The following is a 16,827-nucleotide window of genomic DNA, read 5'->3' as shown; positions in this document are numbered from 1 at the left end:
GACGTTTCAGGCTATTTCTCTGCGGGTGTTTTGCAGTTTTCGGGCGGCTCGTTGTTGTAGACCGCGTACCAGGCCAGACCTGTGGTCTCATCGGAGCTCTTGCTGTTCTCATCAGAGCTCTTGCTGTTCTCATCAGATTCAGAGAACAGATAGAAGGACGTGGCACCGCTAGGTGGGATTTTGGCGAGGCCGAGGAACTTCAGGGCGATCTCGTTGAGAACAAACATATATTGCTTGTCGCGATCGCTCTCATGTTCCTTGGGTTTGTTCGTATAAAGCAGCTGGATTGGGCCGTAGGACATGGACAGAACGTTCTGCAGGCTGATGAGCGACGCGCCGTTGGAAGAGCCCGGCATATGGATGGCGCTCTGGGATTTGTAGGTGTCGCCTGTGGAGTCGGGTGACCAAGCGAGCAGGAAATCTGCAGAAAGGCCCAGTTTTCCGGCAAGGTCGCCTGCGGTGCCGAGGCTGACTTCGAACTGCAAAGCGTTCCATTCTTTTGAAAGGCCTTGCTGGTTTGCGTTGGTGATCACATCCAGATAACCAAGAGACGCAGGCGTTTTGTCTGCATTGGTTGAGCTGACAAAACCTTTCAATTGCAATGGCATAGTCTCAACCAGACTGCGGCTGCGCGGGGTGCTGTTTTTGGTGTCGAACGTCAGTTGGTCGCTGACCCAGATGATTTTTTGGCTTTCATAGGGATTGGTTTGTGCAAAGCTCATTTGCAGGGCCAGATTGCCAAAGCCGAGGCCTGTCTGCGTTGATTGCTGGCCGCCCTCCACTCCATAGGAAAATAGATCAACTTGCTGATTTTTATCGATTTTCAAGATCGCAAAGTCTAGAAATCCAGTAAATGCGAAGCGGATAAGCGGTTCGGTTTGGGTTTCCTGCTCCTTATCGTGGCCAGTGATGGTGTTCATTCTGGCGGAAGTGAACTCGGTTTGCTGGAGGATATTGTTGTCGACTTTGAAGCGGTAAGGCTGTGGGGCGGCCATGGTGTAGGATGGGTGGCCGTTGTTGTCCTGATAGCTGGCTTTCATGATCAGGGATTTGTACTGACTGCCCTTGGGCTTGGCTTTGCCTGCGGGGATAACCGGCTGCGAGCTGATGACCTCACTGCCGAACACCTTGTTCAGTGAGAGCTGAGCGAAGGAGGAGAACTTTTTGATGGCAGAGTTCTCAAAAAGCACTTTCAGCGAGAGCAGGATGAAGTCATAGGTACGCGTTGCAGAGGGAACAACTGGCTCCGGGCTTGCTGCCCCCTTTGGCACGACGAGGTCGGGGTCCTCGTAGTAAATCAAACCAAACACTGAGCTTTGCTTCTTTATTGCGATCTTCTCACCGTCCGTCCCAGCCTTGATCTGGTTGATGCGAATGGCGAGGTGGTGGGCATAAAACTTTGCCGGATCCCGCACACCAGCGACGATACCAGCAAGCTGTTCAGGTGGCGATTTGATACGCGCGCGTAGCATAAGCACACCGGTCCAGTTGGGATCGGCAGCAAGTTGGTTGAAGTCCTCAAAGTACTCTGTGGCGGGGTTATCCTGAGCGGCTTTGAAGTAGTCCTGCAGCCAGGAGGAGACGTTGACCAGCTGGGCTGGGTTTAGTGTTGCGTCTCGTTTTGTCGTTGGGGCGGCGAAGGTTTCCTTTTGGGTCCATTTTTGTGGGTTGGAGATCAGGTTGTCTTTGGGATCACCCTTTGGATCGTAGAGCGGGCCGCGAATGCCTTTAATGATCAATATGTTGGCGTAGTCTCCGAAGTCAGGAGAGTTGCCGACGTCGGCTTCGATCTGCCAGTCTTCAATGTTGAGGGTATTGAGGAACGTTGTCCCCGCCTCTCCCAACTCTGACGGATTTGCGGCAACCAGAAAAAGCTGATTGGTTTGAAGGGCTTCAATCAACTTTGGGCTGAGCTCTTTGAATGCAAACTCAGAACTTACAGGCGTTTTGATCTGAGCGAGTTTGACCTCTTTCCAGTGGTTTGCATCTGTTGGTGATTGCAGCGTTGCAATGACGCCGAGCGGGGTCGTTAAGGTGGCTTCAGTCTCTGTGCCTTGTGCCTCCGATGCGCTGGTGTTGGATTGGCCGTTGGTAAGTGCAGCGATCACCTTTCGCCTTGTAGGGGCAATGATGCTCTTTTCAAAGAGCGCTACATCGCATTGGGAGTAAGTTGGATCACCCTCATCCGTGCCGCTGTAAGGGAACATGGGAAATGCTTGCGTATCATCTGGAGGCAAGGTGTAGGCAGGGCTGACAGTGCCCAGCAAGCTTTTGTTTTCCTGCCAGATTTCGTCATCATACCCATGCAGTGCACTGCCGTGGGGCTGGGCGACGTATGTGATAGGTTCCCCTGAACTCTCTACAGCAGAACCTGCTGGGAAGACCTCCACGTAGGATGTTTTGTAGCTTCCCTTCAGAGGAGCCCCTCTGGGGGCTGGGCGGCCAGTTGGGGAGGATTTGGGCAGTGGGAAAACAGGAGCATAAGCGGGCTGGTTTGGGATGAAACGCAGGCGTGCGGCAGATGCAAGGTCTTCATCATTCCCCGGCACTTCCAGAAACTCGGTTCCGCCGAGGCCGCACATGATGCGGGCTTTGGTTGTCCCCTCACCGGCTGGAGCACAGATGAGGAAATCTCCCAGTGGGCTGGCGATAAAACTATGAAGTGTCGAAGGATCTTCATAGCTGGGTGTGAGGATAATACCTGCCGGATGGCCTGTGCTTTCAAGGCTATCCCCGGTGATCGCCATCAGGGCGACGGTGGCGCCATAGGTGCTTCTATAGAAGCTGTTTAGGGTTGGGCCATGGCCCGTTTCTGCTTCCGGGCGGAAGTAGAAGGCGCAGCGGTTGGGATCGCTGCGGTTATGGGTAGGACAGTTGTTCAACGCATCGGTGACATCCACCACCAGCCGCATGGGGAGTGGTTCGCGTGTGCCGTTGTCGCCTGTTCCCAGAGCAAAACGCTGGCCATTGAGGCCGGTTTTGGTGTTGGGATCGCTTGCAACCCATTGAAATCCAAAGTTCCATTGGTCGTGTAGCGCATCGCGATCAAAATCAGCATCAAAGACGATGGCCCCGCGATCTGGGCCGGAGCAGCGTATGTCGGCCTTGCTTACGGAGCCTGTGTCGGGGCTTAGATATCCCCCTAACTGAATGGCGGCTTCTGAGAGCTGCAAGTTCTCTTCATCCTCGGAGACCTTGATATAGGCGGCGGAGTAGAACTCGATGGTGAGGTTTGGGGCGAGTGGGTAAGAGAGGCTGCTTGTTGTCTCGGTACCAGTGGTGTTGATGGAGAAAAACGCTGGGCGTTGGTGCTGATAGTCTTCAGGAATGGGGAGCGGTGTTGTGGCTTTGGGCAGCCACATGAAACCGCGTGGGACGCGCATAGCTTCAAGGTATTCATGCAAACTGGAAACCAGTGTTTGCTGCTGATCTTTTTTATGATCGCAGTCCAATGAGTCAGGGCAGTAGATGAATGAACCTGAGTAAGCTTTATTGGTGAGTGCGTCTTTTAGTGAGATACGTTTGGGAAGTTTCGCTTTACGGGGAGCTATCTTACTGACGACAAATGCGAAACCACCGGCATTATCGCCCGTATTTGGCGCCAGATAGAGGCTCTTGCAGGCCTGTTGTTCGAAGTCCATTGCGCAGCTCCCAAAAGCCTTGTCCATTACAGTGTTAAGGACAGAAATCGGGAGCATTGCCCCACGCGTTTAAGGGGAACATAGAGCGCGGTCAGCTTTCAAACTGGGACAATTGATGGTTCACAGTGTGAGCTGAAGAGGTTTCATGGGTTGGGCAAAATCATTTCTCACAAAATGAATGGGCGCTGATTTATTTGAAGAAACGGGATCAACAGATGCACAGCTCACATTTTTGATTTTGTGAGGTGAAAAATGATCAGGCTGGCGTTTGCGTTGCTATGTGCGCAACTTGCGTTGATCTGCGTTTTTTTCGTTTTTTCTGCGCTGAAATGCAAAAGGCGGGCCCAAACACTTTGAGCCCGCCTTTCCTGATTGTTTTGGCTTTTAAGCGAAGGTGACGCCAGCCTTGTTCATTGGTAACTCGGTCACACGTGGGCCCTTTGCAGCGATGGCGTTTGCCAGTGCCGGAGCGGATGGTGGTGTGCCCGGTTCACCGACGCCGGTTGGGGCCTCAGTAGAGAGAACAATGTGCGTTTCGATCTCACCGATATCCCCGATGCGGAGCGGCTCGTAGTCCGGGAAGTTTTGTTGGATAACTTCTCCGTCCTCCAGCGTGATCTCATCGCGCATGGCGTGGCCGAGGCCGTAGCCGATGCCGCCTTCCATCTGTGCCTTGATCACGTCAGGGTTGACCGGGATGCCGCAATCGACAGCGCAGGTGACTTTTTCGATCTTCACACCGTTTTCAGTATCGCCGGAAATCTCGACCACTTCTGCTACATAGCTACCAAAGGATTTGTGTACCGCGACGCCTTGAGCACGTCCATCAGCTGCCTTGCCCCAGCCCGCTTTTTCAGCAGCCAGTTTCAGAACGCCAGTCAGGCGTTTTTGATCTGCTGTGTCGCCCGCCAGATGAGCGAGGCGGAACTCGACTGGATCACGGCCAGCGGCAACGGCTGCAGCATCCATCATGCTTTCCATCACATAGGCGGTGTGGGTGTGACCCACGGAGCGCCACCAGAGCACGGTTGTTGCTGGTTTGTTGTCTGTCAGACCGGCGAACATGCCCGGGATAGAGTACGGCGTTGGTGTGACACCCTCTACGGAGAGATGATCGACGCCATCATGAACGGAGAACGCCTCAAACGGTGTACCCTTGGAGATGGACTGGCCTGCAACGCGGTGATCCCAGCCGACGATGTTGCCGTCAGCATCCAGACCCACACGGACCTTGTGTGCGAAGGCTGGGCGGTAGTAGCCGCCGGTGATGTCATCTTCGCGAGACCAGACCAGTTTCACCGGACGGGTGCGATCGGTCATGACGAAGGCCAGCGCGGCTTCCACCTGATAGTCAACCGTTGGTGTTGCGCGGCGACCGAAGGAGCCACCTGCGAACATGGTTTTGATCTGCACTTTTTCCATCGGCAGCTGGAAGATCTGAGCCAGTGCTGCGTGCGGTGATGTTGGCATCTGCGCGCCATCGTGCAGGATCACACCACCATCTTCCGTTGCTTCAATGGTACAGGTCAGCGGTTCCATTGGAGCATGAGCCAAAAGTGGGAAGTAGAAGGTCTCTTCCACCACCTTGTCGGCTTTGTCGATGGCACCGGCAACTTCTGCCTGATCGTTTTTGGTCAGGTTGTATTCCGGCACCGTGTTTACTGCGGCCATCAGCTCTTTGTAGACGTCTTCAGAACTGCGGCGCTCAGCGGCGGCGTTGTCGAAGGTGACGTCCAGCGCTTCACGGGCCTGCAGAGCTGCCCATGTATTTTCGGCATAAACCGCTACACCTGCTTTGTTTGGCAGAGTGGCTGCGCGGATGAAGCCTTTGACGTCCTTGGCTGCGCTGTCATCAAAGGAGGCAACCGTACCACCGCGGCGGGTTGGGCGCTTGATGACCACGACCATCTGATTGTCGAGCTGCATGTCCATGGCGTACATGGCCGTGCCGTTGATCTTTGGCGGCGTATCCTTGCGACGGACATTGGCGTTGCCAATCAGCTTGAATTCGGATGGATCTTTCAGGCGTGGTTCTTCAGGCGCTGTCAGCGTGCTTGCTGCCGCAACGAACTCACCAATCGGCGCTTTGTTGCCTGCCCCAGAGACCACACCATCTTCCAGCTTCAGCTGAGCAACCGGCACATCCCATGCGTGGGAGGCTGCCTGAAGCAGAACTTCACGGGCGGCTGCGCCTGCTTTGCGGTACTGCTGGAAGCTGTTGAACATGGCGGTGGAACCGCCAGTGCCCTGAATAGGTCCAAACGCGGTGTTGTTGTAAAGCTTTGGGTTGGACGGCGCGAACTCATAGTGAATCGCATCCATGCTGACGCCTAGCTCTTCGGCAATCAGGGTGGTGAGGCCGGTTGCCGGTCCCTGCCCTTTTTCGAAGTGCTTGACGATGGCGGTGACGGTGCCGTCAGCTGCAATCTTCACGAACGGGTTGAGCATGGTGGTGTCAGCTGCACTGCCAGCGGCCATGGCGCCGGATGGTGCAACACCGATGACGAGAACGGCGGCAGTAGACGCTGCTGCGCCTTTGAGGAAGCCACGACGAGAGGTCAAAACGCTCATATCAAGCCTCCATGATTTCTGATGCACGAACGATGGCAGCACGGATGCGCTGGTAAGTAGCGCAGCGGCAGGCGTTGCCATCCATGTAATCGTCAATTTCTTCCAAGGTCGGCTTGGCGTTTTCGCTGAGAAGACCAACGGCGGACATGATCTGGCCGGATTGGCAGTAACCGCACTGAACCACATCAAGTTCCGTCCAGGCCTGCTGCACTGCCTGCGCCGGGGTGGACTTCAGGCCCTCGATTGTGGTGATCTCTGCGTCTTCAACATCTTCAATAAAGGTTTGGCAGGAGCGAACCGGTTCGCCATCCATGTGAACGGTGCACGCCCCACAGGAGGCAACACCACACCCGAATTTTGTGCCGGTGAGCTTGAGTTCGTCGCGGATCACCCAAAGAAGCGGGGTGCCCGGTTCGGCTTCAACACTATGAGTCTGGCCATTGAGTTTTAAAGAAATTGCCATCAAAAAATTTCCTTTTTTGATCCGTAGCGGTTGGCTGGGTTCAGCAATAATCTCAGGCACTTTTTGAATGGGGCAGTGTTATGTGCGCGTGCGCTTTTTCTGCTTTTTACGCCTGAAACGAATGATCGGTATTAATCCCTAGCATCGGCTCTGTTGGCTTTCATTAGCGGATCACGCCAAAATAGTGCCAAATCACGCCAAAGTACTGCCATTTCGCGCCACTATTGAATTTAGCACTGGCCTAGCTAGCAAAATTTCGAGATGAAAGAGTGGCAACAATCAATAAGACCGAGCCGAACATGACGAAATACGCACACCTCTACCCTGGCGCTGCCATGATGGCGCAAGTGATCCAATATCTTGATCTGCCTGTGGACCGGGTGATGCGTCGTGCCGGCGTTTCCATTGAGCAGCTTGGCCCGACGGCCAAGGGCATCACGCAGGCGCAGTATTTCGCGCTTTGGGAGGCCCTTTATCAGGAATATGGTGGCAATGATCTTGCAGTAAAGCTGGGCAGCACGGTCAAGCAAGGCTCGTTTGTGCCGCACCTGTTTGCGTTTTCCTGCAGCCCCAACATTGAGGAAGGCGTCAAGCGTCTGGCGCTGTTCAAACCGCTGATTGCGCCTATCCGATTGGAGGTTGAGCGGACGGACAGTACGGTCTCCATTCTGTTCACCTCCAGCGATCCGAGCGAGCCGTTTCCTGAAATTCTGGCGCAGTTTGAGATTATCTACTTCACCAATTGCAGCCGTACCTTTACCGGCGAGCCTATTGTGCCGCTGAGTGTGGGTGGTCCGGTGGGTAAGTTGGACTGGTCTGCGGTTGAGGCGGAGTGCGGCGTGAAAGCCACCCCTGCTCCCGTGGCTCACATCACCCTTTCGCTGGAGGACGCGACCCGCCCGCTGATCACACAGATGGAAGGTATGTGGGATACGTTTGAGGACGGCTTGCGTCAGAAGCTGAAAAGCTCCGGTTCTTCTGATGAGATGTCCCGCCGTGTGAAGAATGCGCTGCTGGAAAGTTTGCCTGCGGGGCAAAACACCATTGAGGTGATCAGTCAGCGCCTGAATGCCAGCAAGCGGACGTTGCAGCGTAAGCTGAAGGAAGAAGGCAAGAGCTTTCAGGATATCCTGAGCGAGACTCGTTCCGAGCTTTCCCAGCACTATCTGGTGCGCAGTGATCTGAGTATTCCGGAGATCTCCTATCTGCTGGGGTACAAGGATACAGGCTCATTTTTCCGGGCGTTTCAGAGCTGGACGGGCAAGACGCCGATGGAGGTGCGCGGGATCGCCTGAGGCCAATCCGCACAGGGGTTATGAGGAAAGCCTCGTGAAACCTTAGGCTGTTAAGAGCCTGCCATGGCTATCTTATTCGTATTTTCAGGGCTGCCGGGCGTTGGAAAGACAACACTGGCAAAGGCTCTGGCACCCCGCCTGCAGGCTGTTCATCTTCGTATCGATTCCATTGAGGCTGCGCTCAAGACCTCGGTTCTCGCCATTTCGCCTGCGGAAGACGCTGGGTACGTGGTGGCAGCGGCCATTGCCAAAGACAATCTGCTCCTTGGCAACAACGTGATTGCGGATGCGGTGAACCCGATTGAGATCACCCGCAACATCTGGATGGAAGCTGCGCTGGGCGCCAGAGTGAAAGCCATGAACATCGAGGTGATCTGCTCTGATGACGCGGAACACAAGAAGCGCGTAGAGAACCGGCCCAACGATATTTCTGCGATGACCTTGCCCACCTGGGATGCGGTGAAGCGGCGGCGCTATGAGCCTTGGAAGAAACATCGGCTTGTGATTGATACCTTTGAAAAACCCGTCGATGACAGCGTTGATGAGATTGTCGAAGCCTTCAGCCAGCTGGTGCGCTACGGCTCATACTAGGGTCTATTCCTAAGAGAACTGCCGCAGTTTAGGCCGGATCCTGTTGATGCAGGCTTCCAGAAACAGGCGGGCGATGCGAGACTGGTTTTCTTTGCCGGTATGCATGGCGTGCAGGTCGATTTCCGGGAATGTCCAATCTGGCAGTACTTCAACCAGCGCACGTTTTGCCAAGGCGTCCTGACAGAGGATGGATGGCAGCTCCCCTATACCCAAACCTGCCTTGATGGCGGATTGCATGGCTGCGTAATCGTTGATGCCGATTTCCGGGGTGAACCTGATCACCCGTTCCTCATTTTTGCGGCTCAGACTCCAGGAAACTTCAGGCTTTTGCCAGAAGCCAAACCCGATCAGCGCGTGTTCCGGCAGCTTATCGGGATGATCTGGCACGCCATGCTCTGCGATGTAGGTGGGTGATGCTACCAGCACATGGCGGTAGGTGGCCAGTTTGGTAAGGGTGAGACCAGAATCCGGTTTGGGTCCAACGCGGAACGACAGATCCACATCATCCTCAATGAAATCGAGATTGCGCTCTGAGACAATCATCTGCACGCGGACATCAGGATATTGCAGGCGGAACTGGCCGATGACGGGGATGAAGAGCGCTTCAGCCAGATTGGGTGGGATCGTCACCTTAAGATCACCGGACAAAGCGGTCTGGCGTTGCTCGACCACTCTGTCAGCAGCCTTGAAAGCCTCCAGACCCGGCAGGCAGGTTTTATAGAACTGCTCGCCAATTTCGGTCAGGCGCATGCGGCGCGTGGTGCGTTCCAGCAGCTTGGTGCCAAGCTGCGCCTCCAGCTCTGAGACTTTGCGACTGACCGTAGAAAGGGGCACGTGCAAGTTCTTTGCAGCGGCAGAAAAGCTGCCTGCTTTGGCGACTTCTGCAAAGATGGCGATGGCGTTCAGATCCTGCATTATATTCCCACATTTGAAAATATGCTTTCCAATTGGGGCGATACTACCAAATGGCCAAGAATAATAGAATAGGTCCACTCACAGGATGAAAGGACTTATGAGATGGAACATCAGGACAAATCCATCAATTACATCGAGTTTCCTCTGCTCAAGAGTGAGGAGACCAAGAGCTTCTATGGCTCAGTGTTTGGCTGGTTCTTTGAGGATTGGGGACCGAACTACATCAGCTTTTCAGGTGCTGGTGTTGAAGGCGGGTTTAATGGCGAAAGCGGCACTCCAGTTCAAGCGCCCGGTGTGCTTGTGGTGCTGTATGCAAAGGATCTTGCTGGCACTTTGGCAACGGTACGCGAGGCTGGCGGAAAGATCTTACAAGAGATCTATTCCTTCCCCGGTGGGCAGCGCTTTCACTTTGCTGACCCCAATGGCAATGAACTGGCCGTTTGGACGGAGGCGTCGTCATGAGCAACAGCGTTTTAGTCACAGGCGCCAATGGTACCATTGGCACACATCTGCTCAGAGTGTTGCGGTCCGCCCCATGGGACGTGCGGGCGCTCATTCGCAGTGCTGAGAATGAACGTCTGGTCACCTCGCTGGGGGCGCAGGCCTTTTACGGTGACTTTATGGATCAGGCTTCTCTTGGTGAGGCCATGACGGGCGTGGATACGCTGGTGCTGATCACCTCAGCCAATCCTGATGCAGCGGTACAGGCATCCAATGCCTTGCGGGTGGCCAAGGATTGCGGTGTGCGCAAGGTGGTGCGTGTTTCGGCAATCAAAGCGGCTCCTGATGGACCGACGGCCAACACGGTGCTTCACGGGGAAACTGAACAGGAGATCATCAGTTCTGGTCTGGACTATGTGATCCTGCGGCCTAACCTTTTCATGCAGAACATGTTTCTGGCCGCTCAAACCATATCCGAGCAAGATAGCTTCTTCTTTGGAACGGGCGGTGCTCAGATGGGGATGGTTGATACCCGTGATGTGGCTGAATGTGCGGCGCAGTGTGTTCTCAGTGATCAGTTTGATGGGGCTATCTATGAAGTGACGGGGCCTCAAAGCCTCTCCTACTTTGATGTGGCACAGGCGTTAAGTGCGGAGCTGAACCGCACCATTTCTTATGTTCCGGTTTCACCGCAGGATGTTTACGAGGGTATTGTTAGTGCCGGGTGGGATGAGTGGATCGCCGGGATCTCACGGGATTATGCGCAGGCCTATCGCAGTGGCTGGGGTGATTTCACCACGGACACGGTAGAGCAGATGTGCGGGCACCCGCCGCGGGGCATAGACCGGTTCATCCGGGAAGTGTTGTGCGCACAGTCAGCTTTGAGTGTTTAGCGTCTGACTCACGTCAGCTCAGCGGCACTTCTCCATTACCTTGGCATTGTAACAGCCTATGCGGTTTCTTCAGGCACAATTCAGTTTCATGTTTTTTGTAGATGTGAAAGAGTTGAGGCAATTACAGGGTGCACATTACCGTGCTGGAAGGAACACATGCGCGTATTGCTGGTTGAGGACGAGCGGCTGATCGCCGACGCAATCAAAGCGTTTCTGGAACGTCATGAATTTATAGTGGACTGGGTCGATGATGGTCTTTTGGCAGAAGACGCTCTGAGAACCGGAGAGTTCGACCTGGTTATTCTGGATCTGGGATTGCCCGGTCAGGATGGACTGGAGTTTTTGCGCGCTGTGCGCGATGACAAGGCTGACGTGCCGATCTTGATCCTGTCCGCTCGTGAGACCACTAAAAACCGTATTGATGGCCTCAATCTGGGTGCCGATGATTATCTGACCAAGCCTTTTGATATGGAAGAGCTTCTGGCCCGCTGCCGTGCGCTGGTGCGCCGTTCTGTGGGTCGTACGCGCATGTTGTTGCAGCATGGTGCGTTGACGTTGGATCTGGACCAGAAGAAAGCCTGTTACAACGGGACTGAGGTGGTGCTGCAGCCCCTCGCCTTTCGCCTGCTGACCATCCTTTTGGAACGGCGGGGCCGCGTTGTTTCCAAGTCTGATCTCATGGAAAAGCTTTATGGCTGGGAAGAGAATGCGGAGAGCAATGTGCTTGAGGTTTATGTCTCGCAGATCCGCCGCAAAACCACGTCCAAGTTGATCCGGACGATCCGCGGTGTGGGCTATATCGTTGATGAGGACATACCGGCATGAAACTTTCCTCCATCCGCAGTCGCATCCTCGTCTTTCTGATCCCGCTTTTGTTTGTGGTCTGGGGCGTCTTTTCCGCCATTGTCTATAATTTGACAGAGGAAGAGCTTTACGAGACCCATGATGCACAGGCCTTTCAGCTTGTCAGCGCGATTGCGCAGCTGGAGGGAGACGCCATATCTCCTAATCTTCTGGATGATCATCATGAACTGAATGATTACTTCGTGATCATCCGCGATGGAGACGGCAACGACATTTACAGATCATCCGACAAAGTAGAGTTGCCCAAGTACCTGAGGCCCGGTGGGCAGGAAATCGAGTACGATGGTGACAGCTGGGTGGTCTGGAGTTTTCCCGGACTCAAGAGCGACAAGCAGTACATTATCGGCGTCGTGTTTGATGAGGCCCTTGAGCTGGCAGACCAGACGGTGGCCACGGTTTCCATTCCGCTGGCACTGGTGCTGGTTTTTTCCATTATTGCGACGGTGTTTATCGTCAAACGCGGTCTACGCCCCCTCACCGCACTCTCCGAAACTCTCTCGGAACGCGAGCCGGAGAACCTCGGCAAAATCACCACGAAGAAGCAGGCGGATGAGCTTGTGCCGATTGTGGATTCCCTGAACATGCTGTTTGACCGGATTGAAGAGTATCTGGCCCGGGAACAGCGGTTCATTGATGATGCGGCCCATGAGATCCGAACACCGCTGACGGTGGTGAAAGCGCAGTGTCAGGTGATTGAGCGGGACAAGCTGGATGAACCGACCAAGCTGCGTTTTGACAACATCATTGAGGGTGTTGACCGTGCCACCCATCTGGCGGCCAAGCTGTTGGAGCATGCACGGGCGGGTCAGGACGCGAAGGAGCTGAAAGAACAAGATCTGCTGCCGGTGCTGCAGGAAAGCCTTGCCCAGCAGGCCCATGCTGCCCATGACAAGAACGTGGAGCTTCAGCTGCTTCAGTCTGAACATGTGGAGGCTGTGGTTGACCCTGAGGATCTGGCGGCTGTGCTGAACAACCTGATCGGCAATGCCATCCGCCATACGCCAAGTGACGGGCAAGTGATTGTGGTGTTGGACCGCACGGAAGACCATATTCAACTGAGTGTGGAAGACAGTGGGCCGGGCGTTCCTGAAGACTATCGTGAGAAGGTGTTTGAGCGGTTCTTCCGCATGCCGGGGCAATCCAGCTCTGGGGCCGGTCTTGGCTTGTCTATTACGCAAACTCTGTGTCGCCGCAATGGGATCGAGATCTCCCTCGGCAAGAGTGAACGCCTTGGCGGAGCACGTTTTGTGCTCAAGCTGAAAAAGTAGTGTCGCAAACTTCAGGTAGGTTTCAGCTTCCTAGTGATTTTAGGGGGTGCACTCAGAAAGAAACCTACTCCGAGGCTGCGTTTACAAACAACGGCGGAGTTTTTGGGCTATGAAAGGTGCGTGATGTCCCCCAACGATATCAGTCATCTTTCATAGCTCGTTTCTTCTGAGTGCGCATCGTCAATACAGATCGAGCGTACCCGAATGAAACCCTTTGGCCTCTTCTTCATCTTTGCCAGTATCCTGCCTCCCCTGATGATCTTCTCTCAGTTTGGCGGACAGGTTGAGTATGGTGTTTTGCTGAGCCAATACCTTGGCATGGTCTCCCTGATTTTCATGGGGCTTTTGCAGGTGATGGCCACACGCATGAAAGGTGTTGAGGCTGTGTTTGGGCCGCTCGACCGGGTTTATGTGCTGCACAAATGGCTGGCTATCTTAGCAATTGCAGCTGCTTTTCTTCATGACAGCATTGATGCAGATGCGATTTCCAAAGGTGGTGAAACGGATGGATTGGCCAAGGAGCTGGGTGAGATTGGCTTTTACGGCATTCTGATCCTGGGCCTTGGTTCTCTGGCGACGTTTATTCCCTATAACATCTGGCGCTGGACACACCGTCTGATCGGCATCTTCTTTGCCCTTGCTGCTGCACACTACCTGATGATCCCGAATGTGTTTTCGTGGAGTGACCCGGTTGGGCTTTATGTGGCTGGCTTCTGTTTTGCCGGCATCGCGTCCTTCGCTTACCTGACCTACAAAGGCATGGTCGGTCGCACCAAGACCTATGAGGTGGAAGATGTTCAGATTTACGGACGCATCACCAGTGTGACCCTGAAGCCGGAAGGCAAACCAATCTCTCACGATGCAGGACAGTTTGCCTACGTTTCCTTTGATCAGGCTAGCATGGGCGAAGTGCACCCATACACGATTGCCTCTGCACCGCGCGAAGATGGCAAGATCCGGTTCTGCATCTCCGCGCTGGGCGATTACACCTCCCGTGTTCACCAGCTTCAGGTTGGCACCAAAGCGCAGCTCAGCAAAGGGTATGGCGGGTTCCGTAAGATGGCATCAAACCGAGATCAGATCTGGATTGCTGGTGGCGTAGGCATCACCCCATTCCTTGCCTGGGCACAGACGCTGACAGGCGAAGAGACCGGCCAGATCTACCTTTACTACGGTGTTCGCAACCGGCTTGAGAGCCCGTTTGAGGAAGAACTGGAAGAGCTGCAAAACCGTCTGCCGAACCTGCACATCCAGTGGTTTGAGTCGGATATGGGTGAGTACATCGACGGGCGGTTGCTGAAAATTCTGCAGGGTAGTTATTTCGATGTGATGCCGATTGCGTTCTGTGGGCCGGAAGTGATGCGCAAGACCCTGATGCGCGATCTGAAAGCGCTGAAGTACCCGTTGCGCCAATTCCATTACGAGGAGTTTCAGATGCGCTCCGGCCTTGGTTTTCGAAAGCTTTTCAGATTTCTGTTTGAGCGCCTCACTCAGTATTCTGGAAAGTTCGCCCCGGCCAAGTAAACTTGGCCATCCTAGAGGATAGCTGCACTGTCTGCCGGTGCAGCTATCTTTTTTTGTGGTGCCGCCCCCCCTTCGAAAGGTTTAGGACTGAAGGGATCAATGAAATTAAATCAATATATTAATTGAGCTCCGGAGGGTTCAATCAGACCAATAATTCCTACTCGTTTTTAGGACATTGGCTTATGACAAAACTTGCCTCCCGCTCGATCTCTACAGATGTTCCTGCCCCATCTGATGACCGCCGGTCAAAAAATCCGATTGTCTGTTACGAAGTGGACCACCTGCCCGCTTTTGATGCCGAGCTTTATCAGCAGGCTAAGGAGAGCCTAGAGAAGGTGGATGAGGTTGTTGTGCCACCGCGTGATGGGGGCCATTTTCATGTGCCAGCTGGGCATTTCTTCCGCATTGTGAGTGTTGAAGGCCCGCAGGTGGGAGATCTGAACCTCTGGAATGCCAACGACCTGAACGAGCGCTTCTTCAGCGGCAAAACACGCCAACTGCATGCCTCTCACCTTTCCACTGGTGACCGTCTGTGGAGCAACATGCCTTATCTGCGCCCGATGGCGACGATCACGCAGGATACGCTGGACTGGTATGGCTGGGATGAGGATGGTGCTGGCGTTCATGATGTGATTGGTACGCGCTGTGATCCTTATACCAACCACATGCTCAAGAACGTGGATTACAACCACTGCTGTCATTCCAATCTGACCCGTGCATTGGCCGATGCCCGCGGATTGTCACTGGATGGCGCTGAGCCGCATGTGCATGATGTGATGAATGTGTTCATGTGCACCGGCTTCACCCGTGACACGCACCAGTATTTCATGAAGGCGAGCCCGGTGCGTCCGGGTGACTTTATCGAGTTCTTTGCTGAGATCGATCTGTTGGGTGCGCTTTCCACCTGTCCGGGTGGGGACTGTGGCAGCAGCCATTCCGATGACAAGACGCCGTGCTACCCACTTCTGGTGGAGATCTTCAAGCCAGCAGAGGGATCACTAAAAGGTTGGTCACCTGCCAAACGCAGTGGATATGCGGGTGGGCACAAGGCCTAACCGAACCTGACGAGACTGGTGCAGTTAGGGCTCATGGGATGAGGACGGCTGCACCGGATAATCTGCCGTGGCGCAGATCTTCCAGCGCCGTGTTGGCGTCCTCCAATTTGTAAGGAATGCAGTGGGTTTTCACGCCTGCTTGTTTGGCGATGGGGAAGAACTCCAGTGCATCTTCTCTGGTGAGGTTGGCAACGGAGACAACTTCGCGTTCTTCCCATAGCAATGAGTAAGGCATTTGCGGGATGTCGCTCATGTGAATGCCACCACAGACGATCCGCCCACCTTTACGCAGCGCTTTGAGCGCCGCTGGAACGAGCGCTCCGACCGGGGCGAAGATGATCGCGGCATCCAGCTTTGTGGGTGGGTCTTCTTCAGAGCTTCCAGCCCATGTGGCGCCTAGTTCCCGGGCAAAGGCCTGAGCATGTGTATCGCCGCTTCTGGTGAAGGCGTAGACCTCCCGGCCCTGCCAGATGCAGATTTGCGCGATGATATGGGCGGCGGCGCCAAAGCCGTAGATGCCGATTGTCCTGCCCTCGCCTGCTTTCTTCAGTGACCTCCAGCCGATCAATCCGGCACATAGCAAAGGTGCGAGCGCAACCGGGTCAGCGTCCTCATCCAGTTCAAATGCATAATGTCGATCGGCGATGGTGTGCGTGGCAAAGCCACCGTCTCTTGTGTAACCAGTGAAGATGGGATGATCGCAGAGGTTCTCCTGATGGTTTTGGCAATATGAGCAGCAGCCGCAGGTGTGCCCGAGCCACGGAATACCTACTCTCACTCCCGGTTTCAGATCACTGACATCTGCCCCACAGGCTTTCACTCTGCCAACGATTTCGTGGCCGGGGATCAGCGGAAGCTTGGGGTGTTTGAGATCCCCATCAACCACATGCAGGTCTGTCCGGCATACGGCGCAGGCTTCTATCTCAACAAGGATTTCGCCAGCTTGCGGTGCGGGTGAGGCATCGCGCTGTTGCAGAGTGAGCGGTTTTCCAATCTCGGTCAGGACCATGGCTTTCACGCGGCATTCTCCTTTTCGCTCATGGCAATGATTGAGAGCAGATTACACGGTCTTGGCTCATGAGAATCCTGCGATCTGAGTGGGGTTACTTTTGGCGTGCCGAGACGCTCGAAAATAGATCAATAATAAGAGAAAACCGAACCATTTATTACAACGCATATTTCATGAAGGTCCGTCATAACGGTCTGGTGCGCGTGTGCGCGATGTTTGTTGGAGTGGAGCCCCGCGGAGATGCCGGATGCGTCTGAACGTGGGTTTTCCTGTTTGATGTCTCACATACGATAGCTG

Annotated in this window: 13 protein-coding genes; 8 read left to right on the top strand and 5 right to left on the bottom strand. The window is 54.5% G+C overall.

The features are described from left to right. Nucleotides 1–11: 11 nt before the first annotated feature. From AC3CB2_RS04905 to AC3CB2_RS04895, 3 genes are all read right to left on the bottom strand, one after another. Entirely contained in the window at nt 12–3,641 is a 3,630-nt protein-coding gene (locus AC3CB2_RS04905; protein WP_352930477.1) for a hypothetical protein, read from the bottom strand. Nucleotides 3,642–4,025: 384 nt separating this feature from the next. Continuing rightward, a complete protein-coding gene (locus tag AC3CB2_RS04900) occupies nt 4,026–6,212 on the bottom strand; it encodes a xanthine dehydrogenase family protein molybdopterin-binding subunit (protein WP_352930479.1) in 2,187 nt (728 codons plus the stop codon). A 1-nt stretch (nt 6,213) separates the two neighbouring features. Next, a complete protein-coding gene (locus tag AC3CB2_RS04895; RefSeq protein WP_008546695.1) occupies nt 6,214–6,675 on the bottom strand; it encodes a (2Fe-2S)-binding protein in 462 nt (153 codons plus the stop codon). 269 nt (nt 6,676–6,944) lie between these two features. Between AC3CB2_RS04895 and AC3CB2_RS04890 the strand changes: the two genes are divergently transcribed. Both AC3CB2_RS04890 and AC3CB2_RS04885 read left to right on the top strand, forming a co-directional pair. Continuing rightward, a complete protein-coding gene (locus AC3CB2_RS04890; protein WP_352930481.1) occupies nt 6,945–7,970 on the top strand; it encodes an AraC family transcriptional regulator in 1,026 nt (341 codons plus the stop codon). A 63-nt stretch (nt 7,971–8,033) separates the two neighbouring features. Then, nucleotides 8,034–8,561: a P-loop nucleotide/nucleoside kinase family protein gene (locus AC3CB2_RS04885; RefSeq protein ID WP_352930483.1), complete on the top strand. Its 528-nt coding sequence runs from the start codon at nt 8,034–8,036 to the stop codon at nt 8,559–8,561. Between the two features lie 9 nt (nt 8,562–8,570). On the opposite strand, the gene AC3CB2_RS04880 is transcribed toward AC3CB2_RS04885, so the two are convergent. Beyond that, entirely contained in the window at nt 8,571–9,476 is a 906-nt protein-coding gene (locus AC3CB2_RS04880) for a LysR family transcriptional regulator (RefSeq protein ID WP_352930485.1), read from the bottom strand. Nucleotides 9,477–9,578: 102 nt separating this feature from the next. Between AC3CB2_RS04880 and AC3CB2_RS04875 the strand changes: the two genes are divergently transcribed. The 6 genes from AC3CB2_RS04875 (at nt 9,579) to AC3CB2_RS04850 (ending at nt 15,521) form a co-directional block, all read left to right on the top strand. Continuing rightward, nucleotides 9,579–9,938: a VOC family protein gene (locus AC3CB2_RS04875; RefSeq protein ID WP_352930487.1), complete on the top strand. Its 360-nt coding sequence runs from the start codon at nt 9,579–9,581 to the stop codon at nt 9,936–9,938. After that, nucleotides 9,935–10,810 carry an SDR family oxidoreductase gene (locus AC3CB2_RS04870; RefSeq protein WP_352930489.1) on the top strand — a complete coding sequence of 292 codons (876 nt, stop codon included), beginning with the start codon at nt 9,935–9,937 and terminating at the stop codon, nt 10,808–10,810. Before AC3CB2_RS04875 ends, AC3CB2_RS04870 begins: the two co-directional genes overlap by 4 nt. A gap of 156 nt (nt 10,811–10,966) precedes the next feature. Next, nucleotides 10,967–11,635: a response regulator transcription factor gene (locus AC3CB2_RS04865; protein WP_352930491.1), complete on the top strand. Its 669-nt coding sequence runs from the start codon at nt 10,967–10,969 to the stop codon at nt 11,633–11,635. Next, nucleotides 11,632–12,942 (top strand): ATP-binding protein, encoded by a 1,311-nt coding sequence (locus AC3CB2_RS04860; RefSeq protein WP_352930493.1) that lies wholly within the window; start codon nt 11,632–11,634, stop codon nt 12,940–12,942. Before AC3CB2_RS04865 ends, AC3CB2_RS04860 begins: the two co-directional genes overlap by 4 nt. A 204-nt stretch (nt 12,943–13,146) precedes the next feature. Next, nucleotides 13,147–14,466, top strand: coding sequence for a ferredoxin reductase family protein (locus tag AC3CB2_RS04855; protein ID WP_352930495.1), 1,320 nt, complete (start codon nt 13,147–13,149; stop codon nt 14,464–14,466). 182 nt (nt 14,467–14,648) lie between these two features. Continuing rightward, nucleotides 14,649–15,521: an urea carboxylase-associated family protein gene (locus tag AC3CB2_RS04850; protein WP_352930497.1), complete on the top strand. Its 873-nt coding sequence runs from the start codon at nt 14,649–14,651 to the stop codon at nt 15,519–15,521. Nucleotides 15,522–15,552: 31 nt separating this feature from the next. Here the strand turns inward: AC3CB2_RS04850 and AC3CB2_RS04845 are convergent, their stop codons facing one another. After that, complete coding sequence (locus tag AC3CB2_RS04845; protein ID WP_352930499.1) at nt 15,553–16,539, bottom strand: zinc-dependent alcohol dehydrogenase family protein; 987 nt, start codon at nt 16,537–16,539, stop codon at nt 15,553–15,555. Nucleotides 16,540–16,827: the final 288 nt, after the last annotated feature.

This window comes from Pseudovibrio sp. SCP20 (assembly GCF_057774105.1).
Note: the sequence above shows the minus strand (reverse complement) of the source record. Positions and strands in the feature narration are given on the sequence as shown.

Excerpts from the sequence above, each read along its gene's own strand:
- AC3CB2_RS04905 (WP_352930477.1), bottom strand. The coding sequence starts at position 3,641 with ATGGACTTCGAACAACAGGCCTGCAAGAGCCTCTATCTGGCGCCAAAT.
- AC3CB2_RS04900 (WP_352930479.1), bottom strand. The coding sequence starts at position 6,212 with ATGAGCGTTTTGACCTCTCGTCGTGGCTTCCTCAAAGGCGCAGCAGCG.
- AC3CB2_RS04895 (WP_008546695.1), bottom strand. The coding sequence starts at position 6,675 with ATGGCAATTTCTTTAAAACTCAATGGCCAGACTCATAGTGTTGAAGCC.
- AC3CB2_RS04885 (WP_352930483.1), top strand. The coding sequence starts at position 8,034 with ATGGCTATCTTATTCGTATTTTCAGGGCTGCCGGGCGTTGGAAAGACA.
- AC3CB2_RS04880 (WP_352930485.1), bottom strand. The coding sequence starts at position 9,476 with ATGCAGGATCTGAACGCCATCGCCATCTTTGCAGAAGTCGCCAAAGCA.
- AC3CB2_RS04875 (WP_352930487.1), top strand. The coding sequence starts at position 9,579 with ATGGAACATCAGGACAAATCCATCAATTACATCGAGTTTCCTCTGCTC.
- AC3CB2_RS04870 (WP_352930489.1), top strand. The coding sequence starts at position 9,935 with ATGAGCAACAGCGTTTTAGTCACAGGCGCCAATGGTACCATTGGCACA.
- AC3CB2_RS04865 (WP_352930491.1), top strand. The coding sequence starts at position 10,967 with ATGCGCGTATTGCTGGTTGAGGACGAGCGGCTGATCGCCGACGCAATC.
- AC3CB2_RS04860 (WP_352930493.1), top strand. The coding sequence starts at position 11,632 with ATGAAACTTTCCTCCATCCGCAGTCGCATCCTCGTCTTTCTGATCCCG.
- AC3CB2_RS04855 (WP_352930495.1), top strand. The coding sequence starts at position 13,147 with ATGAAACCCTTTGGCCTCTTCTTCATCTTTGCCAGTATCCTGCCTCCC.
- AC3CB2_RS04850 (WP_352930497.1), top strand. The coding sequence starts at position 14,649 with ATGACAAAACTTGCCTCCCGCTCGATCTCTACAGATGTTCCTGCCCCA.